General features: G+C 67.4%; 20 protein-coding genes. 10 read left to right on the top strand and 10 right to left on the bottom strand.

Annotation, left to right across the window (positions count from 1 at the left end):
• Positions 1-86: 86 nt before the first annotated feature.
• Complete coding sequence (locus N2K95_RS03100) at positions 87-1,757, bottom strand: FAD-binding dehydrogenase (RefSeq protein ID WP_260652864.1); 1,671 nt, start codon at positions 1,755-1,757, stop codon at positions 87-89.
• A gap of 206 nt (positions 1,758-1,963) precedes the next feature.
• Between N2K95_RS03100 and N2K95_RS03095 the strand changes: the two genes are divergently transcribed.
• Positions 1,964-2,107, top strand: coding sequence for a hypothetical protein (locus tag N2K95_RS03095; RefSeq protein WP_255792992.1), 144 nt, complete (start codon positions 1,964-1,966; stop codon positions 2,105-2,107).
• Positions 2,108-2,206: 99 nt separating this feature from the next.
• On the opposite strand, the gene N2K95_RS03090 is transcribed toward N2K95_RS03095, so the two are convergent.
• Positions 2,207-2,443, bottom strand: coding sequence for a YegP family protein (locus N2K95_RS03090; RefSeq protein ID WP_260652863.1), 237 nt, complete (start codon positions 2,441-2,443; stop codon positions 2,207-2,209).
• A gap of 125 nt (positions 2,444-2,568) precedes the next feature.
• On the opposite strand from N2K95_RS03090, the gene N2K95_RS03085 reads away from it, so the two are divergent.
• Genes N2K95_RS03085 through N2K95_RS03075 form a run of 3 tightly spaced genes read left to right on the top strand, consistent with a single transcriptional unit; the run spans position 2,569 to position 4,055 of the window.
• Positions 2,569-3,087: a very short patch repair endonuclease gene (locus tag N2K95_RS03085; protein ID WP_260652862.1), complete on the top strand. Its 519-nt coding sequence runs from the start codon at positions 2,569-2,571 to the stop codon at positions 3,085-3,087.
• 11 nt (positions 3,088-3,098) lie between these two features.
• The gene (locus tag N2K95_RS03080; RefSeq protein ID WP_260652861.1) at positions 3,099-3,791 is read left to right on the top strand and encodes an HAD family hydrolase; all 693 of its coding nucleotides are present in this window, start codon (positions 3,099-3,101) and stop codon (positions 3,789-3,791) included.
• A 21-nt stretch (positions 3,792-3,812) separates the two neighbouring features.
• The gene (locus tag N2K95_RS03075; RefSeq protein WP_260652860.1) at positions 3,813-4,055 is read left to right on the top strand and encodes a hypothetical protein; all 243 of its coding nucleotides are present in this window, start codon (positions 3,813-3,815) and stop codon (positions 4,053-4,055) included.
• A gap of 7 nt (positions 4,056-4,062) precedes the next feature.
• On the opposite strand, the gene N2K95_RS03070 is transcribed toward N2K95_RS03075, so the two are convergent.
• Both N2K95_RS03070 and N2K95_RS03065 read right to left on the bottom strand, forming a co-directional pair.
• A complete protein-coding gene (locus N2K95_RS03070; RefSeq protein ID WP_260652859.1) occupies positions 4,063-6,597 on the bottom strand; it encodes a Tex family protein in 2,535 nt (844 codons plus the stop codon).
• 54 nt (positions 6,598-6,651) lie between these two features.
• Positions 6,652-6,945: a DUF503 domain-containing protein gene (locus N2K95_RS03065; protein ID WP_255792987.1), complete on the bottom strand. Its 294-nt coding sequence runs from the start codon at positions 6,943-6,945 to the stop codon at positions 6,652-6,654.
• Positions 6,946-7,024: 79 nt separating this feature from the next.
• Here N2K95_RS03065 and N2K95_RS03060 point away from each other — a divergent pair, with 79 nt between their 5' ends.
• From N2K95_RS03060 to N2K95_RS03040, 5 genes are all read left to right on the top strand, one after another.
• Positions 7,025-7,513: a DUF2243 domain-containing protein gene (locus N2K95_RS03060; RefSeq protein ID WP_260652858.1), complete on the top strand. Its 489-nt coding sequence runs from the start codon at positions 7,025-7,027 to the stop codon at positions 7,511-7,513.
• Positions 7,506-8,288 carry a cytochrome c oxidase assembly protein gene (locus N2K95_RS03055; RefSeq protein WP_260652857.1) on the top strand — a complete coding sequence of 261 codons (783 nt, stop codon included), beginning with the start codon at positions 7,506-7,508 and terminating at the stop codon, positions 8,286-8,288. Before N2K95_RS03060 ends, N2K95_RS03055 begins: the two co-directional genes overlap by 8 nt.
• Positions 8,289-8,370: 82 nt before the next feature.
• Entirely contained in the window at positions 8,371-9,570 is a 1,200-nt protein-coding gene (locus N2K95_RS03050; protein WP_260652856.1) for a type III polyketide synthase, read from the top strand.
• Positions 9,567-10,298: a class I SAM-dependent methyltransferase gene (locus N2K95_RS03045; protein ID WP_260652854.1), complete on the top strand. Its 732-nt coding sequence runs from the start codon at positions 9,567-9,569 to the stop codon at positions 10,296-10,298. Before N2K95_RS03050 ends, N2K95_RS03045 begins: the two co-directional genes overlap by 4 nt.
• A complete protein-coding gene (locus N2K95_RS03040) occupies positions 10,288-11,478 on the top strand; it encodes an FAD-dependent oxidoreductase (protein WP_260652853.1) in 1,191 nt (396 codons plus the stop codon). The genes N2K95_RS03045 and N2K95_RS03040 overlap by 11 nt, the downstream gene beginning before the upstream one ends.
• Positions 11,479-11,482: 4 nt before the next feature.
• On the opposite strand, the gene N2K95_RS03035 is transcribed toward N2K95_RS03040, so the two are convergent.
• The 5 genes from N2K95_RS03035 to speB form a co-directional block, all read right to left on the bottom strand.
• Positions 11,483-13,165: an MDR family MFS transporter gene (locus N2K95_RS03035; protein WP_260653707.1), complete on the bottom strand. Its 1,683-nt coding sequence runs from the start codon at positions 13,163-13,165 to the stop codon at positions 11,483-11,485.
• Positions 13,166-13,206: 41 nt separating this feature from the next.
• On the bottom strand, positions 13,207-13,719 hold the full coding sequence (locus tag N2K95_RS03030; RefSeq protein WP_260652852.1) for a MarR family winged helix-turn-helix transcriptional regulator: 513 nt from the start codon (positions 13,717-13,719) through the stop codon (positions 13,207-13,209).
• 128 nt (positions 13,720-13,847) lie between these two features.
• Positions 13,848-14,255 carry an ACT domain-containing protein gene (locus N2K95_RS03025; protein ID WP_260652851.1) on the bottom strand — a complete coding sequence of 136 codons (408 nt, stop codon included), beginning with the start codon at positions 14,253-14,255 and terminating at the stop codon, positions 13,848-13,850.
• Positions 14,256-14,412: 157 nt separating this feature from the next.
• The gene (locus tag N2K95_RS03020) at positions 14,413-16,083 is read right to left on the bottom strand and encodes a thiamine pyrophosphate-binding protein (protein ID WP_260652850.1); all 1,671 of its coding nucleotides are present in this window, start codon (positions 16,081-16,083) and stop codon (positions 14,413-14,415) included.
• Positions 16,073-17,047, bottom strand: a complete 975-nt coding sequence (speB, locus tag N2K95_RS03015) for an agmatinase (RefSeq protein ID WP_260652849.1) — start codon at positions 17,045-17,047, stop codon at positions 16,073-16,075. Before speB ends, N2K95_RS03020 begins: the two co-directional genes overlap by 11 nt.
• 124 nt (positions 17,048-17,171) lie before the next feature.
• Between speB and N2K95_RS03010 the strand changes: the two genes are divergently transcribed.
• Positions 17,172-18,839 (top strand): FAD-dependent monooxygenase, encoded by a 1,668-nt coding sequence (locus N2K95_RS03010; protein WP_260652848.1) that lies wholly within the window; start codon positions 17,172-17,174, stop codon positions 18,837-18,839.
• On the opposite strand, the gene N2K95_RS03005 is transcribed toward N2K95_RS03010, so the two are convergent.
• Positions 18,836-19,411: a helix-turn-helix domain-containing protein gene (locus tag N2K95_RS03005; RefSeq protein ID WP_260652847.1), complete on the bottom strand. Its 576-nt coding sequence runs from the start codon at positions 19,409-19,411 to the stop codon at positions 18,836-18,838. The two genes, N2K95_RS03010 and N2K95_RS03005, sit on opposite strands and share 4 nt — an antisense overlap.
• Positions 19,412-19,528: the final 117 nt, after the last annotated feature.

Below are 19,528 nucleotides of genomic sequence, written 5' to 3'. Positions count from 1 at the left end.
CTGTCCTCCCTTTCATGCTTTTGCATGTGAGTTTCAACAGCGCCGGGTGCAGGCTTATTCCGGGGCTGCCCCTTGCGGAACGAAGCCTAGCCGGCGGAGGCGCGGCCGGCCGCCCTGCCGCTGAACAGGCAGCCACCCAGGAACGTCCCCTCCAGGGACCGGTAGCCGTGCATGCCGCCGCCGCCAAAGCCCGCAGCCTCCCCGGCCGCGAAAAGACCGGGCACCGGAACGCCGTCGTCGGCCAGCACCCGGGACTGCAGATCGGTCTCCAGCCCGCCGAGGGTCTTGCGGGTGAGCACGGACAGGCGGACGGCAATCAGGGGTCCGGCCTTGGGATCCAGGATGGGGTGCGGGGCAGCCGTGCGGATCAGCCGGTCCCCCAGATAGGTGCGCGCCCCGCGGATGGCGGTGACCTGCGAGTCCTTGGTGAACGGGTTGCGGATTTCGCGGTCCCGGGCCTCCAGTTCGTGCCGCACGGCCTCGGCGGACAGTTCCGGGGCATCGCCCCGCACCGAGGATCGTTTGGCCAGCAGGTTCATACCGGCCACGAGTTCCTCGACCGAATCGGCGGTGATGAAATCCTCGCCGTGGTCCAGGAACGCCTGCACGGGGGCGGGAACTCCGGCAGTGGCACGTTTCAGGACATCGCGAACGGATTTTCCGGTGAGGTCCGGGTTCTGTTCGGACCCGGACAGCGCAAATTCCTTGCGGATGATGGCCTTGTTCAGGAGAAACCAGCTGTAGTCCTGTCCGCTGCGGCGCAGGTGTTCCAAGGTACCCAGGGTGTCGAAACCCGGAAACAACGGCACGGGCAGCCGGTTGCCGGCGGCGTCCAGCCAAAGGGAGGACGGGCCGGGCAGGATGCGGATCCCGTGGTTCTTCCAGACCGGATCCCAGTTCCGGATCCCTTCCACGTAATGCCACATGCGGTCCGGGTTGATCACCCGCCCGCCTGCAGCGGAGGCAATGCCGATGCCCCGCCCGTCTACGTATTCAGGCACACCGCTGAGCATGTTAACGGGTGCGGGGCCCATCCGCCGGGGCCAGGCGGCACGGACGGCGTCGTGGTCCCCGCCGATCCCCCCGGTGGTTAGCACCACGGCGGAGGCACTGAATTCGAAGCCCCCAACGACCGTACGGCTGGAAGCTGTGCCGCGCGGCGCCGTCGTCGGTTCCAGGATGCTGCCCCGCACTCCCGTCACGGCACCGCCGGTCAGGACGAGGTCATCGAGGCGGTGGCGGAACGCGAAGCGCACCAGCCCGCGTTCGACGCCGTCGCGCACCTTGGCCTCGAAGGGTGCCGTGATCCCGGGGCCGGTTCCCCAGGTGATGTGGAAGCGGGGAACGGAATTGCCCGGGCCATTGGCCCCGTAGCCACCGCGCTCCGCCCATCCCACCACGGGGAAGAGCCGGTGGCCCATCTGCTGCAGCCAGGCCCGCTTCTCCCCGGCCGCGAAGTGCACGTAAGCCTCCGCCCACTGGCGCGGCCAAAAATCCTCTGCCCGGTCAAAGCCTGCGGTGCCCAGCCAGTCCTGCCAGGCAAGGTCCACTGAATCCTTCACCCGCAGGCGGCGCTGCTCGGGGGAATCCACCAGGAATAGCCCGCCGAAGGACCACCACGCCTGGCCGCCGATACTCTGGGCGCCCTCCTGTTCCACCAGGATCACCGAACGCCCGGCGTCCACCAGTTCGGCGGTGGCTACCAAGCCGGCAAGTCCGGCACCTACAACAATGACGTCTGCGTCTGTGGGCTGCATCCGGCTCACGCTACCGGCGCCGACCGATGCTGGCCAGCAGCGCGAGTCAGGCGTGTCCTGCCGCCAACACCCCTGCCGGGAGGCGGTTGCATCCGGGCGGGGGTTCTAGACTTCCGCATGGGTTTCTAGACTTGCAGGTAGGGCCGCTCTGAAGGAGAACCGGCGAATGCCGGTGCCGGCCGGTAAGAGAAATCGGAGAAAACCACATGAGCGAACAGAGCGCCAACGAAGAGAAGGACTCCAACCGGACACATCCGCAGGAGCCGTCCGAAGGGGACACCACCGAAAAGGCGAACGAACAGCGCGAGCACACCCAGGAGCCGGCCGAAGGCGGCGAAGACCAGGCCTGAGCGGGCCCTTGGTAGTGCAGCTGATTCGTTAGCGCGACACACAGAGGCCTCCGGTTCCCCGTCAGGGGATCCGGAGGCCTGCTGCAATCCGTCGAGTCGTCAGCTGGCAGCGGCCTTGCGGCCCGAGTTCCGGGCTTCGCCCAGCACATCCGCATCCCGGCTCTGGTCAATGACAGGACCTGTTCCTGCGATTTCCCGCAGCTGGGCAATCCCAGCCGCCGCCTCCTGCTTGGTTTCGAAAGTTGTGGATACCGCCATCAGCGTTCCGTCGCCGGCAACGAGCTTAATGCGGTAACTTCCCTCATGTGCGTCCACCAGCTTGAAGTAACCCGACATCACTTACCTCCTTGTAAGGGGTCATCAGTGCCTCCAATCCTAAGACACCTTAGGAGTTTGCGGACCCCCGCGGCGTAAGTCAGGTAGTGCGAAATGCAATTGGTATCTGTTCCTAGACTGGACCCATGGCCGATACCGTCAGTCCGGAACAACGCAGCCGCAACATGTCCCGCATCCGCGGCAAGGACACCAGACCCGAACTCCTGATCCGCAGTGTCCTTCACGCTGCGGGGTACCGGTTCCGTCTGCACGGTTCGTTTGGAAAGGTTCGGCTGCCGGGAAAACCGGACCTGGTTTTTGCCGGCCGCAAAAAGGTCCTCTTCGTCAATGGCTGCTTCTGGCACTTCCACTCCTGCCGTGCGGGCCAGCACGCACCCAAAACCAACAGCGAATTCTGGGCAGCCAAACGGAACCGGACCGTCGAGCGCGATGCTGCCGCCAAGGCACGGCTGGAGGCGGAGGGCTGGGACGTGCTGGTGGTGTGGGAGTGCGAGCTGCGGGACCGCAGCATCCTCGAAGAACAGCTGCGGACCTTCCTGGGCCCCCCCGGGCGGGCGCGGGCCGGAGCCTCATCCGCAGGGGCAGCGGCGGTGCCGGTCCCGCCATTAGACTCGGAGCCAGAGATCAGCACCAGCACAGATTGAGGCGGCACTTCATGAGCGATACAGGCACCGGCAAGCGGGGCGTCCTTTTCGATGTGGACGGAACCCTGGTGGATTCCAACTACCTGCACGCGGTCGCGTGGTGGCAGGCCTTCCGCCGGATGGAGCACGATGTGCCGATGTCCGAGATCCACCGGTCCATTGGCATGGGCGGCGACAAGCTCGTGGAGCACCTGCTGGGCGAGGACCGCAACAAGGACGAGGACGAGCAGCTCGACGCCACCCACGGCGCCATCTTCTCCACCTGGTGGCCGTCGCTGCGGCCCTTCGATGGAGCCGGCGAACTCCTGAAGGCCTGCTCGGACAAGGACCTCACCGTGGTCCTGGCGTCCTCGGCCTCCGGCGCCGAGCTGAAGTACCTGCGCACCGTGATCGATGCCGATGCCGCAATCACCGGTGCCACCAGTTCCTCAGATGCCGAGGCCAGCAAGCCGTCCCCGGACATTCTCGAAGCCGCCCTCGAGGCCGGCGAGCTGCAGGCTGAAGATACCGTTTTTGTGGGCGACTCCGTGTGGGATGTGAAGGCGGCCGGGAAGCTCTCCATTCCCACCATCGGCCTGACCTGCGGCGGCACCAGTGAAGCGGAACTCCGCGAGGCCGGCGCCCAGGAAGTGTTTGAAAACCCCCGCGATCTTATTGCCGCCCTGGACACCAGCCTGCTGGGCCAACTGATCGCCCGCAGCTAGACAAAACCGAGAGGACACCCCGTGACCACTGAACCCACCGGACCCGCCAACGACGCCGAGGACCCGCTCGGTCCCAGCGCTCCGCAGCCCGGCCCCACCGGGGAACCCCGGACCCCGGGCAGCGCTTCGCATTCAGCCGGCAACATCCGGGACGATCAGGGAACCTCGGCCGCCGGCGCGGTGTCGGCCGCGCCGGAGAAGGCGGACGAAGCAGCCGAGGCCGAGGGTCCCGCCGACGCCGAGGCCGACCAGACCGCGGAGTAACGCCCGCCTATTTCAACAGGCCGGCCGCCCGCAGCGCGTCCGCCATGGCTCCACCGGGTGCACCCGGTGCACCCGGTGCTGCTCCCTGCCGGGAAGCGGCGCCGGGCTTTTGCTTTCCGGCGGCCGGATCCGGGCTGGGAGTGCGGGCCGTTGCGGTACCGGCCTTCGGGTTGCCCGACTTGTTGCTCCGGGGTTTGTCGCTGCCCGACTGGAACCTGTCGTGCTTGGCGCTGCCCGCCGCTGACCTGCCGGGTTTGGCACTCTCAGGTTTGGCGGCACCGGGCTTCGCAGCACCGGATGTGCCGGAACCGGACCGCCCGGCGGGCGCCGCGGCGTCGTCGTCGAGTCGAAGCGTGAGGGAAATCCGTTTCCGTTCCGGGTCGGCCTCGATCACCTTGACCCGAACCACCTGGCCGGACCGGACCACCTCGCGCGGATCCGAGATGAAGGTGCGCGACATGGCGGAAATGTGGACCAGCCCGTCCTGATGCACTCCCACGTCCACAAAGGCTCCGAAGGCAGCGACGTTGGTGACCACGCCGTCGAGGATCATTCCCGGACGCAGATCGGCAATCCGTTCGATCCCGTCGGAGAAAGTGGCCGTTTCAAAGGCGGGCCGCGGATCCCGCCCGGGCTTCCGCAGCTCGGCAATGATGTCCAGGACGGTCGGCAGACCCACCTGGTCGTCCACGAAGGCAGCTGGATTGACCTCCGCCAGAACAGCCCCCGACGGACTCATGGTCTCCCCCGCTGTGGCGAGGACCTTCCGGGCGATCGGATAGGACTCCGGGTGGACGCTGGTGCCGTCCAGCGGCTCGGTGCCGGCACTGATCCGCAGGAACCCGGCACACTGCTCATAGGCCTTCGCCCCGAGACGGGGCACCTTCAGCAGGTCCCGGCGGCGGGCAAACGGTCCGTTGGCATTGCGGTAGGCCACAATGTTTTCGCTCAGCAGCGGACCGACGCCGGCCACCCGGCTCAACAGCGACGGGGAGGCAGTGTTCACGTCCACACCCACGGCATTCACGCAGTCCTCGATCACTGCGTTGAGGGACCGCTCCAGCTTCGCGGGCGTTACGTCGTGCTGGTACTGGCCCACCCCGATGGATTTCGGATCGATCTTCACCAGTTCCGCCAGCGGATCCTGCAGCCGCCGGGCAATCGAGACGGCGCCGCGCAGGGAGACGTCCATCCCGGGCAGCTCCGCGGAGGCAAGGGCGGACGCGGAATACACCGACGCACCGGCCTCGGACACCACCAGCTTGCGCAGCGACCCGCCCGGGACCAGCTTTATCAACTCGGCAGCGAGCTTATCCGTTTCGCGGGAAGCAGTTCCGTTGCCGATCGCGATCAGTTCCACCCCGTGCTGCCGCACCAGACGTTCCAACGAGGCCAGCGCGTCATCCCAGCGGCGCATCGGTGCGTGCGGGTAGACCGTATCCGTGGCCACCACCTTCCCGGTGCCGTCCACCACGGCCACCTTCACGCCGGTGCGCAGGCCCGGATCCAGTCCCAGGGTGGTGCGGTTGCCCGCCGGAGCAGCGAGCAGTACATCCCGCAGGTTTGCCGCGAAGACCCGAACAGCCTCGGTTTCGGCGTCGGTGAAGAGGCGCACGCGCAGGTCCAGCGAAAGCTTGGCCAGGATCCGGCGCCATGCCAGCTGCACGGTCTGCAGCAGCCAGGCATCGGCGGGACGCCCGCGGTCCGCCACGCCCAGACGGGCGGCCACGGAGCGTTCGTATCGGGCCCGGGCTGCGGCGAGGGCTTCGGCATCCGCGGGGTCGCCCTCGGTCAGCGCCAGTTCCAGGATGCCTTCCTTCTCGCCGCGCAGCAGGGCAAGCACACGGTGCGAAGGCATCCCGGAGGGTGACTGGGAAAAATCGTAGTAGTCGGTGAATTTCCGTCCGTCGGCTTCCTTCCCGGGACGCACCTGCGAGCGCATCCGACCCTGCCGCCACAGCTTTTCGCGCTGTTCAGTGAGCAGATCCGCGTCCTGGGAGAGCCGCTCGATCAGGATGGCACGGGCGCCGGCAAGGGCTTCGGCAGCATCAGGGATCCCCTCGCGCAGGTACCGTGCCGCTTCGGCTTCCGGTGAACGCCGGGGATCGGACAGCAGCGCATCCGCCAGCGGTTCCAGCCCGGCTTCGCGGGCGGTCTGCGCCTTTGTCCGCCGCTTGCTGCGGTAGGGCAAATAAATGTCTTCGAGCCGGGATTTGGTGTCCGCGCCGACGACGGCGGCACGCAGCTCATCGGTCAGCTTGCCCTGTGCCTCGATCGCTTCGAGCACGGCCCGCCGCCGGTCCTGCAGTTCACGCAGGTAGCGCAGCCGCTCGTCCAGGTCCCGCAGCTGGGCATCATCGAGCGTGCCCGTTGCCTCTTTGCGGTACCGGGCGATGAAGGGAACCGTGGCGCCGCCGTCGAGCAGCTCCACCGCCGCCCGGACCTGCCAGGGCGCCACCCCCAGCTCGGCGGCCAGTTGGGCGATCACCTGCTCATCGGTGGCTCCGGAAACGTTGACTGGTTCTACGGCACTTAGACTCACCCGGCCAATTGTTCCCCATTTGCCCCGCGGATGGGCGGATGCCGGGCGTTGCGCCTAGTCCTGCTCGGTGAACAGTTGACGCCGCGCGCTCAGCAGCTCCACTTCCGGCCGCCCGGCCACCAGCCGTTCCGCAGCGTCCAGCACCTCCACCACGTGCGAACGGTCCGCTGCCACCACGCCGACGCCGATCCCGGACCGACGGTGCAGGTCCAGGGAGCCGACCTCCGCAGCGGACACGTCGAACTTGCGCCGCAGCTCGGCCAGGATCGGCCGCACCACCGATCGTTTCCCCTTGAGGGAATGCACGTCTCCCAGCAACAGGTCCAGTTCAAGTGCCCCTATCCACATAGTTCCCATCCTCACCCGGAGCAGCAATGCATGTCACGCGGCCCTGCGGGGCCCGCGGCCCCGGTGTTATGTTCGAAACATGAGCACTCCCCACCGCACGCGCAGATCCCCGCGCCTGCGCAACCTCGTTTCCGGCTTGCTTTTCGGCATCGGGCTGGCCGCCTTCGTAGACGAAGTGGTGTTCCACCAGCTGCTGCAGTGGCACCATTTCTATGACCGTTCCACCACCTCCGTCGGACTGTTCTCGGACGGGCTGTTCCACGCCTTCGGCTGGTTTGCGGTGGTGGCCGGCCTCTTCCTCTTCGCGGACCTGCGGCGGTGGCACGAGACCCTCCTGCAGCGCTGGACCGGCGGGGTACTGCTGGGCGCCGGCGTGTTCCAGCTGTACGACGGAACGGTGCAGCACAAGCTGCTGGGGCTGCACCAGATCCGCTACGAAGTGGACCTCCTCGCGTATGACACCGTGTGGAACGTCGTCGCAGTGCTGCTGATCCTTGCGGGGGCGTGGCTGACCTACCGCACCAGGGCGGCCGTGCCGCGGGAATCGACGGCGTCGGCTGATGCATAGCCACGGTGCCGGGGGCGGCGGCGCGGAGTCGCTGTTCTTCATTCCGGCCGTGGCGGCCCTGGTCGCGTATTGGGCGGGAGCCGTGTCGCCGCGTTCGGGGCGGTGGCCCTGGTACCGTACTGCGTTCTTCACCCTGGGTGTGGCCGCCGTCCTGGTGACGGTCCTGAACCCGCTGGCCCAGCTGGCCCACGAGGATTTCGCCGTGCTCAGCCTTTCCCATCTCCTGGCCGGGATGCTTTCCCCTCTGCTGCTGGTGCTTTCCCGGCCGTTTACCCTGGCGCTGCGCACCCTGGATGTCTTTCCTGCCCGCCGGCTCTCCCGGCTGCTGCGCAGCAGGTTCGCCCGTTTCCTGTCCTTCCCGGTCACCGCGGCGGTGCTCAATACCGGCGGAATGATTCTTATGTTCCGTACCGGACTGCTGCCGGCCATGCAGGAATCCATGCCGGTGCATTGGCTGGTGACCTTCCACCTGCTGGCCGCCGGCTACCTCTTCACGGCCGCCATCATCGGGCGGGATCCCTCCCCGCACCGGGCCGGCTACCGGCTCCGCGCGGTGGTCCTGGTGTTGTCGATCGCCGCGCACAACATCCTCGCCAAGACCATTTACGCCGATCCGCCTCCCGGCCTTTCGGCGGCGGCCGCTGAACAGGGTGCGCTGGTGATGTACTACGGCGGCGGCATCCTCGAGCTGGTGCTGATTGTGCTGCTGTGCCGCCAGTGGTACTCCTCCGCCCGGCCGCGCGGCCGGGTCACGCCGACAATCCGCAGCGGTTGAAGCCCCGAAACCAGTAGCTTTAGGCAACTGTTGAGCAGGTCCTGCCATTGTGTCGGGCATCACTATCCCTTAACAATGGACTATGACGGTTACCCTCAGGTCCCTGGAAACTGCACTCCCGCCCACTGTCCTGGTGCAGTCGGAGGTGCGCGACGCCTTCGCAACCCAGCCCGGCCTGACCCGGCTGGGCGAGCGGCTGGTGCGTACCTGCTTCAATTCCGCTGCCATCGACACGCGCCGTACCGCGCTGGCCGAACTCTCACTCACCGACACCTCCGAGCATCCCCGGTTCTATGATGCGGCCAGCGGACTGCTGCTGCGGCCCAGCACCAAGACCCGCAACGACATCTTTGCCGTCGAGGCCACCAAGCTTTTCATTGAGGCTGCGGCCAAGGCGCTGGACGCGTGTGCCGGTATTGCCGCCGCCGATATCACGCATGTCATCACCGTTTCCTGCACCGGTTTCTTCAATCCCGGCCCGGATTACAAAGTGACCCGGGCCCTGGGGCTGAATCCGTCCGTGCAGCGCTACCACCTGGGTTTTATGGGCTGCTATGCGGCCTTCCCCGCCATGCGCGCGGCGAAATCCTTCTGCGAGTCCGATCCGGACGCGGTGGTGCTGGTGGTCAGCGCGGAGCTCTGCTCCCTGCACGTACGCACCTCCAATGACCCGGACGCCATCATGGGATCCTCACTCTTCGCAGACGGTGCCGCCGCCGCGATCATCACCGCCCGTGAGGACCTGCCGGACTCCGGACCGGCCATCCAGCTGGACCACTTCGAAACCATCCTGACCCCGGTCGGCGAAGACGCCATGGCATGGAACATCGGCGACGAAGGCTTCGAGATGGTGCTGGGCACCTACGTTCCGCACATCATCGACGACCACATTGTCGGCGCCCTGAAACCCCTGCTGGCCCACGACGGAACACTGGGCGTCCGCCCCTACCGGGAAATAGAACACTGGGCCATCCACCCCGGCGGGCGCAGCATCCTGGACAAAGTCGAGGCGAAACTCGACCTCAGCGAAGAGCAGCTGATGCCGGCCAGGGAAACCCTGCGCACCGTGGGGAACATGAGCAGCGCCACCGTCCTGTTTGTCCTGAAACGCATCCTCGACCAGCCCTTCACCGGCGGTAATGAGCGGATCTGCTCCATGGCCTTCGGCCCGGGGCTCACCGTCGAGACCGGATTGTTCACCCGGGTGGGCGGCCCGGTACAGCCGGTGACGGCCGTGCCCGCTGAACAGGCCGTGCCGGCCGAAGTCCCCGCCGCAGTATGATCGCTGGCTTTCCTTCCCTGGACACCCGGGCGGTGGACGCGGTGGAGGAGATGGACCGGCCCGACGCCGACCGGCAGCGCCTCGACCGCACCTACGCCCAGTTCTGGCTGGTCAACGCGGTGGTCTCGGGGTGGCGGCGCAACTATGTCCGTTACCTTCGGCCGGTATTTGCGCAAAGCGGCGGCGGCACGCTGCTCGACATCGGTTCCGGCGGAGGGGATGTTCCCCGCAGTATCGCCCGCTGGGCGCGCCGGGACGGATTAGCGCTGGAGGTTACCGCCATTGACCCGGACCCGCGGGCCCACGCCTTCGCCTCCGCACTTCCGGCACTGCCGGGACTGACCTTCCGCCAGGCCTACAGTCACGAGCTGGCGGCGGAGGGACGGTCCTACGACGTCGTGATTTCCAACCACATGCTGCACCATCTGGCACCGGCGGAACTGCAGGCGCTGCTGGCGGACTCAGAGCAGCTGGCACGACGGCTGTGCCTGCACAGCGATATCGAGCGGAGCCGCTGGGCGTACGCCCTGTTCGCCGTCGGCACCCTGCCGTTTTTCCCGGGATCCTTCATCCGGGCCGACGGACTGACCTCCATCCGGCGCAGTTTCACCGCAGCGGAACTTGCCGCAGTGACGCCGCCGGGCTGGCAGGGCCTGCAGCAGTGGCCGTGGCAGAACCTGCTGGTTTCAGCACCAAGCTCCCGGGAAGAGGACCAGCGTGCGGGCTGAGCTGCCGACCATTTCCGCCGTGCAGGCTGCCGCCCCCGCTCCACGCAGTTCTGCCGACGTGGTTGTGGTGGGCGGCGGGCCGGTGGGGATGTATCTGGCCGTCCTGCTGCTGCAGGAGGGGGTGTCCGTCCAGGTCCTGGAACAGCGGCTGGACCGCAGCACGCATTCCCGGGCCATCGGGGTTCATCCTCCGGCGCTTGAATCCCTGGCGCTGGCGGGCATCGCGGAGACCATGGCACGGGAGGGCATCCGGATCGCATCCGGGGAGGCCCGGAGCGCGGGGCGGACGGTGGCCCGCCTGGACTTCGCCGGGGCGTCTGCACGGTACCCGTTTGTGCTCGCCCTGCCGCAGATCCGGACCGAGCAGCTGCTGGAGGAACGCCTGCTGGCCCTCGATCCCGGGGCACTGGTCCGGGGCGCGCGGGTGGAATCCGTGGAGGACACCGGTGCCGGGGTTCGTGTGCACGGTGCAGGCGGCGGCCCGTTCACTGTGGAGGCGTCGCTCCTGGTGGCGGCCGACGGCGCCCGGTCCTCGATCCGCTCCGCACTGGGGGCCCGCTGGTCCTCCCGCGAACTGCCGGACACATACCTCATGGGCGATTACCCCGATGGTACCGGCGACGGGCCCCTCGGCGTGCTTTATCTCGAGCCGGAGGGGATTGTGGAATCCTTCCCGCTGCCCGGCGGCCTGCGCCGCTGGGTGGTCCATACCGACGCGCTGCAGCGGAATCCCACCGCGGCCGGACTCGCGGAGCTGGTCCGGCAGCGGACCGGGCACCGGCTGGACGTGGCGGGCAATTCCATGCTGAGTGCTTTCGGCGTCCGGATCGGCCGGACGAACCGGCTGGTTACCGGACGCACGGTCCTGATCGGGGACGCCGCCCACCAGATCAGCCCGATCGGCGGGCAGGGGATGAATCTGGGCTGGCTGGACGCCGCGGCAGTGGCCCCCGTCATTGCCGCATCGCTGCGCGGCGAGCCGGTGGGCGGGGCGCTGCGGGACTTCGAACGGCGGCGCCGCCGCGACGCCGCCGTTGCCTCGGCCCAGGCACAGATCAACATGATGCTGGGCCGGCCGCTCCCCGCGGGGATGCTGGCCCTGCGCAACGCCGGGCTGGAACGGATGTTCCAGGTCCCGGCGCTGGGCGGGGCCGTGGCACGGCGTTTCACCATGCAGTAGGTGCTTACGGCCGGGTGCTGCCGGCCTTTTCCGTACCGTCCGTCCGCGGTGCTTCGTCCGGCGCAGCCGCAGCGGAGGCCGGGGAGCCGGAGGCCGGAACGGCAGTCGGTTCGACGGCGGACATGGCACCGGTGTGCAGCATTTCCGCGCCGCCAGCCAGGCCCGGTTCAACGGGGTTGGAGGACGTCGGCTTGATGTCCAGGGTCCGGCGCAGTGCCTTCTCCTTGATGAACAGCACCGCGACCAAGGCAATGATGGCTACCGCGGCGGCGATCTTGAAGATGTCCGCCGTACCCTCCGCATAGGCGATCCGGAAGAACATCTGGACCTCCTCCGGAAGCCCTCCCAGGTCCAGCGTGGCTATGGTGCCGCCGCCGTCGGTCGGCATGCCTGCCTTGTCCAGTTCCTCCGTGACGCGGCGGCTGACGGAGCTTGAAAGGACCGCACCCAGCACCGAGACGCCGATGGCGCCGCCGACGGTGCGGAAGAAGGCAACGGACGCGCTGGCGGAGCCGACATCGGTGACCTTGACCGTGTTCTGCACGGCCAGAACCAGGTTCTGCATCAGCAGGCCCATGCCCACACCGAGGATGAAGATGAACAGGCTGACGAGGATCATGTCGGTTTCATGGTTGATGAAGCCGGCCAGCGCCGTCCCGAGGATCACCATGACCGTACCGATGAGCAGGAAACGCTTCCACTTGCCGAAGCGGGTGATGAGGAGGCCCGATCCTACGGAACCGAGCAGGTTGCCCGCGATCATCGGCAGCATCAGCAGGCCGGCCTCGGTGGGGGTGAAGCCGCGTGCCAGCTGGAAGTACTGGCCCAGGAAGGTGGTGGAACCGAACATCGCAATGCCCACCGCAACGGAGGCGACGATGGCCAGGGCCGTGGTCCGCTCGCTGATGATCTTCAGCGGAATGATCGGTTCGGCAACCTTGGACTCCACCAGCACCAGCAGGGCCAGCAGGATCACGGATCCACCCACCATCGCAGCGGTTTCCCAGGACAGCCATTCGTAGTAGTCCGGCTTGCCCGCGAAGGAGACCCAGATCAGGAGCAGGGAGACGCCTGCGGTGAGCAGGATCGAGCCGAGCCAGTCAATCCGCGCGGGACGGCGTACATGCTGCAGGTGCAGCGTGACCTGCAGCAGGAAGAGGGCGACGACGGCGAGCGGAACGCAGAGGAAGAAGGTCCAGCGCCAGCCGAGCGGGCTGTCCACGATGAAGCCGCCCAGCAGCGGGCCGCCGGCGGTGGCCACTGCCATGACGGCGCCCATGTAACCGGAGTACCTGCCGCGTTCCCGCGGCGGAATGATGGAACCGATGATGGCCTGGGCCAGCGCCGTCAGGCCGCCCATGCCCAGGCCCTGGATGACGCGGGCGGTAAGCAGCAGTTCCATGGAGTGGGAGAAACCTGCGAGGACGGAACCGGCAACAAAGATGACGATGCTCAGCTGCACCAGCAGCTTCTTGTTGAACAGGTCCGCCAGTTTTCCCCAGATGGGGGTGCTGACTGCGTTGGCCAGCAGGGCGGCCGTGACCACCCAGGCGAAGTCGGTCTGCGTTCCGTGCAGGTCGGCCATGATGGTGGGCAGCGCGTTGGCCACAATGGTGGTGCTCAGCATTGCCGTGAACAGTGCGGCCAGCAGGCCGGTAAGGGCCTGCAGGATCTGCCGGTGGCTCATGTCACCGGGGACGTGTTTCTTCCGGGCGGTCTTGGAATCGGTCACTTAGTTGTTAGCTCCTGCGGATTCGGATACGGGGTTTCCGGCGTCGGCCCGGCGGTCCCGGGTGCTCGGCGGATTGAGGTAAAGAGTGAGTCTGAGAGCGCCCCTAGGGCGGAGGAGGCAAGCTGCGCCTGGTCCTCGGACCAGTCGGCAAGGGCATCCTGGAGCAGGACGGCCCGGTTCTTGAGTGCCTCGCGGAGGACTGAGTCCCCCAGCTCGGTCAGGCTGATGAGGTAGGCGCGGCGGTCCTGCGGATGCGGACGACGCCGGACGTAACCGAGTTCTTCAAGTTCTGCGACGTGGCGGCTGAGTCCGGCAGGGCCGACACCGAGTTTCGCGGCAAGCTCGGTTGCCCGCAGCTCGCCGTCTTCGCCGATCATCCGCATAACGCCCTGCAGGGCCACTCCGGGTCCGCCGATGTCGGCGCTGCGCTGGGTCACGCACCGCAGCGATCGTTGCAGGGCGAAGATCTTCCGGATCAGGTCATCCGCCGTTTCCTGGTGCATAGGCATGGGGATGGGTCTCCGGGGCTAGGTACTGATAGTTGACTCAGGCAACTATACAAGGAAATTTGCCTAGGTCAACTAACTAGTCAGAGAGATTGCGGCCGCCAACCGGAGATTCCGTCGTCATCCCGTATCTAACGGAGCGTATGCCCTGCCGTCCGCAGCAGGCCGCGGGCCTGTTCGTACTGCGGCGAGGGAACCATGAGGAGATCGCCGTCAAAGGTGGACACGACAAACACCGGGCAGCCGGCGGCTGAGAGCGGAGCGACCAGCGACGCCACCACACCGGTCAGCCCGAAGGGCATGGGACCGGAGGCATAAACCGCCGCCCACGTTCCGTCGATTTGGGCATCCGCCGGGGCAAGCGCCGCGGGGCAGACAATCGAAAGCTCCTGCGGGGTCCGGGTGACGGAGATGAATCCGCCCGGAGCCGCTGCTGACAGCAGCGCAGCGGGCACCTCCGCTGCCGGGGAAAGCCGCGCGATGACGTACTCGCCGGCAAGAACGTGCAGTTCCACGGAAGGAACGGCTGGAAGGGGCATGGGTGGGTCCTGGTTCGCTGTTGTGCGGAAGGCCCCCTGACGGGTGAGGGGCCGCGCCAATCGCACGGGCTCATCATGCCAGAGGGCCACCTTCTTACCAGTTGGCCGCCGCCCCGGCGCGTCGAGGCCCGGCGTCCGCACCGCTCCCGTCAGACCGTCAGACGAGGTGGGTGGGAGCAAACAGTCCTATCCGCGCTTCAACCACAACGACGTTGGGTCCCTCGCCGGCAAATGCCTCTGCCAGTGCGGTGCGGATGTCCTCGGGAGCGCAGCGCCGTGCCGGCACTCCGAAAGATTCGGCCAGCTTCACGAAATCCGGCCGGGCCAGTTCCGTGGCGGTGGCCTTGCCGAAAGCGTCCTCCATGTATTCGCGCAGGATGCCGTAGCCGCCGTCGTCGACAATCAGCCAGGTGACCGGAAGGCGATGCTGCCGGGCGGTAGCCAGCTCGGCGATGGAGTACATGGCGGAGCCGTCTCCGGACACGGCGAGCACCCGCTCCCCCAGGCCCACCGCACCGCCGATGGCGCCCGGATAGCCGTACCCCAGCCCGCCGGCGCCCTGGGCGGAGTGGAACCGGCCGGACTTCGCGTCCCAGCAGCTCCAGGCCCAGTAGGCGGAGATGGTCATGTCCCAGTAGGTCTGCATATCGTCCGGGACGGCGGCGCGGATGTCCGCCATGAAGCGGCGTTCCATGTCCAGCCCCTGGGTATCCAGCCGTGCCTGCACCCGGGCCAGGGCGCCGGCTACCAGCTCCTCGGAGCTTTGGCCGTGCCAGTCGGGACGGTGTTCCGCTGCCGGAAGCGCGGCGTCGAGGGCCTCCAGGGCCTGCCGGGCATCGGCGCGGATGCCCAGAGCGGGACGGTTGGATTCCAGGACCCGGGGTTCGGCGTCGATCTGGATGATCCGGCCGCGCGGGGCCATGGTGAAGTAATTGGAGGTCACTTCTCCCAGCGAGGAGCCGATGACCACCAGTACGTCCGCGTCCTCCAGGACCTCCGTCATATGCCGGTCCTCCATCCAGGACTGCAGGGACAGCGGGTGGTTCCAGGGGAAGGCCCCGTTGCCGCCGGGCGTGCAGATCACCGGGGCGTGCAGCTTCTGTGCAATGGACAGCAGTGCGGCTTCGGCACCGCTGCGCCGGACTCCCCCGCCGGCAATGACGGCGGGCCGGCGGGCCTCAGAGAGCCAGCGCACGGCTTCCTTGACCAGCTCGCTGCGCGGCGGGTTGTCGAACGGTTCCGCGAGCGCATCTTCCACGGCCGGCACCATCACCGGGTTGAGCAGCACGTTCTGCGGAACCTCGATCCAGACCGGTCCGGCCGGGGAGGAAATGGCTTCGGTCCAGGCGTCCTGAATGGCCGAGGGGATGCCGGAGGCATGCTGGATCAGCCGCTGGCTTTTGGTGACATTGGCGGCCGAAGCCTTCTGGTCATCGAGTTGGTGCAGCATCCCCCGGCGGCGGGCACCGAGTCCGTCAATCGGAATCTGGCTGGCCACCACGATCATCGGCACCCCGGTGGCGTAGGCCTCCTGCAGTCCGGCCAGGGCGGTCAGGGCGCCGGGGCCGGTGGAGAGGAACAGCACCCCCACTTTCCCGGTCGCCCGCGAGAAACCGTCGGCGGCGAAGGCCGAGTTGTTTTCCACCCGGGAGGAGATAAATTCCAGCCGCGAGCGGGAGAGTGCGTCGAAGAGCCCCAGGGCGTGCTGGCCGGGAATGCCGAAGACCTTGCTGGCACCGAGTGCTTCGAGGGTTTCCACCACCAGGTCCCCGCCATTGCGGACGGGGCCGGATCCGGGAACAACCGTGGCTGCGGAATCAGTGCTCATCCGACAGTCCCATCAGTGTGATGAGGTCATAGGCGACGTGGGAGGCAGCCACAGCGGTGATGTCCGCGTGGTCGTAGGCGGGGGCGACCTCGACGACGTCGGCGCCCACCAGGTTGAGTCCGCGCAGTCCGCGGAGGATCTCCAGCAGCTCGCGGCTGGTGATGCCGCCGGCCTCGGGGGTGCCGGTGCCCGGGGCGTGGGCCGGGTCCAGGACGTCAATGTCTACGGAGATATACAACGGCCGGCTGCCGATGCGGTCCCGCAGTTTCGCCACCACCTCGTCCACGCCCTGCCGGAAGACGTCGGAGGAGGTCAGGATGCCGAAGCCGAAGCGGCGGTCATCCTCGAGGTCCTTCTTGCCGTACAGCGGGCCGCGGGTTCCGACGTGGGAGATGGCTTCGGTGTCCAGGATGCCTTCCTCGACGGCACGGCGGAACGGGGTGCCGTGCGTGTACTCCGCACCGAAGTAGGTGTCCCAGGTGTCCAGGTGGGCATCAAAGTGCAGCATGGCTACCGGGGAGCCGGCCCGCTCGGCAGCGGCACGCAGCAGCGGCAGGGCGATGGTGTGGTCCCCGCCCAGCGTCAGCAGTTTGGTGCCCTGCTCCGTCAGGTCCAGGGCGTTCTGCTGGACGGTCTCGATCGCTTCGTTGATATTGAAGGGGTTCACGGCCATATCGCCGGCATCGGCCACCTGCAGGTTTTCGAACGGCGAGGCATCGAGCGCCGGGTGATACGGCCGCAGCAGCCGGCTGGCCTCCCGGACATGGTTGCCGCCGAACCGGGCCCCGGGCCGGTAGGAGACACCGCTGTCGAAAGGCACCCCCACCACCGCGACGTCGGCCTGCTCCACCTGGTCCAGCCGGGGCAGGCGGGCGAAGGTGGCAGCCCCGGCATAGCGCGGGACCTGGGCGGCGTCGACGGGTCCGATGTGGCCGTTGGCGTTCACGCGGGGAAGGTTGTTCATGGGTACTGTCTCCGGTTCCAGGGTGGTCGCCGTCACTCGGCGTCGAGGGTTACCTGAGAGTAACCAAAAGTTTACCCAAAAGCTAAAGTGGAACTGCCGTCGGGGTCAAGACTAGGCTGAGAGCATGGCGGCTCACGATAACAGCGAAGACCCGAACTACGACGTCGATGTCCTGATTGTGGGAGCCGGCCCCACCGGGCTTGCACTGGCCGCGCAGCTGGCCGCTTTCGGCGCCAGCTTCCGCATCATTGACCGGCGACAGTCGCCCGGGACCGAATCGCGGGCCATCGCCATCCAGCCCCGCACCCTGGAAGCACTGCGCCCCTTCGGCGTCAGCGGGGAACTGGTTGCCGCCGGGCGCCCCGCCCGCGAGCTGCACCTCCATCTGCCGGAGGAAACGCTGGAAGTGGATCTGTTCGACACCGGCCTGGAAGACTCAGCCTTCCAGCAGCTGCTGTTCCTGTCCCAGACGGAAACCGAGCGCATCCTGACCCAGCATCTGCTCTCCCGCCGGGTCCGCATTGAGCGCGGCGCCGAGCTGCAGGACCTGGAGCGGCTGGATCCCGAGGACCCGTTTGCCGGCATGGAAGCGAAGATCCAGCGCATGGACCGCGGCATCGAGCGCATCCGTGCCCGCTACGTTGTGGGCGCAGACGGCGCCGGGAGCACGGTCCGCGCCAAGGCAGGTATGGACTGGCGCGGCGGCGCCTACCCCGACACCTTCATCCTGGCCGACGTCGAGATTGACGGCGCGGAACAGGACGCTGTGCATTCCTACCCGACCGAGGACGGCTTCCTCTTCCTCTTCCCGCTCGGCGGCTCGGCCACCTGGCGGATGATCGCCATTCTGCCGCCGCACCAGCCAGCCACGCTGGAAACCCTTCAGGGACTGGCCGATACCTTCACGCATGGCGCACTGCAGGTACGGGACCCGCAGTGGATCAGCACCTTCCGCCTTTCACACCAGATGGCCGAGTACTTCCAGCGCGGCTCCGTATTCCTGGCCGGAGACGCGGCCCATGTCCACTCCCCCGTGGCTGCCCAGGGCATGAACACCGGCATCCAGGATGCCCTCAACCTGGGCTGGAAACTCGCACTCGGTGCCCGCGGCCTCGCCAGCGACGAGCTGATCGACAGCTACCACGCCGAGCGCCGCCCCGTGGGCCAGGAAGTAGTGTCCACGACGGACCGCGTCTTCAAGCTGGCCACCAGCCGCAACGGGCTGAAGAAGCTGCCCCGCACCAAGCTCCTGCCCGCGCTGGCGCCCAAGGCGATGGCCTGGGACGGACTGCGCTCACGGCTCTTCCGCACCATGGCGCAGCTGAACATCAATTACCGCGGCAGCAGCATAGTCGACGCCGGGGCCTCCCGCCTGCCGGACAAGCTGGCCCGCGGACCGCGGCCGGGCGACCGCCTGCCCGACGCCGATGTTATGTACCAGGACAGGGAACGGCGGCTGCAGGACCTGGTGGCCACGCCCGGCTTCTCCCTCCTCCTCAGCGGACCCGGCTGGCCGCAGGATGCCCCGCACCAGCTCCGGGCAGCGCTGCCCCAGCTCGCCGGCCTGCTGAATATCCAGCAGCTGACCGTCGGCAGCAGCCTCATTGCCAATGCTCCCGGCATCATCAAGGACGTCAGCGGCCTGGCCTTCCACCGTCTGGGACTGAGCTCGCGCCGGCCCGAACTGCTGGTCATCCGCCCCGACGGCTATGTGGGCTACCGGTCCTCCGGCAGGGACATCACCGGCGCGGTGGAATACCTGCAGCGGCTGACCGGCGAAGCCGCGGCCTAGACACCGCCGGGACTGACGAGGGTCCAGAGCACAACGGCTTCCTCGTCGGACGGGTTGTGCCACGAGTGCGGCTCCCGGCCGGGGAAGGTCACCGTATCCCCCGTGGTCAGGGGGATACGCTCACTGCCGAGAATCAGTTCGAAGCTGCCCTGGGCCACATGCAGCACCTCAACCTCACAGTCCACGGAATAGAGGTCGGCTTCCCCCGACCCGCCCGGTGCCACCACGGAGCGGACCACCTGCACGCGGCGCTCGGTCCGGGCCGTGACCAGCCGTTCCACGATGCCTTCACCGCCCAGACTGATACGCGGGGCATCCGCCAGGCGCGTCACGTTGGTTTCCGGCGCAGCGAAGAGGTCTCCGATGCTGATGGACAGCACCTGGCACAGCGTGAGCAGCGAGGCCACCGAGGGGGAGGTCAGGTCCCGCTCCACGCGGCTGAGGAACCCTTTGGTGAGCCCGGTGGCCTCGGCTACCTGCTCAATGGTCAGATGCCGGGTCTGGCGGGCAGAGCGGATGCGCACACCGATGGCTATCGGGGCGTTGGTCGGTTCTACGGGCAGGGCCTTCATATTTACGAGCATACCGAGGGAAACCTGCCCGTAACGCGCTTGTAGCGCAGGGCAGCTAAATTGACGGCGTGACTGAAAACACACTACTTTCAGTAAACACTTGTTGCCTCAGAGGCA

The organism is Arthrobacter zhaoxinii, assembly GCF_025244925.1.
GTDB classification, from domain to species: Bacteria; Actinomycetota; Actinomycetes; order Actinomycetales; family Micrococcaceae; genus Arthrobacter_B; species Arthrobacter_B zhaoxinii.
The sequence above is the reverse complement of the archived record's forward strand: the minus strand, read 5'-3'. Positions and strand labels throughout refer to the sequence as shown.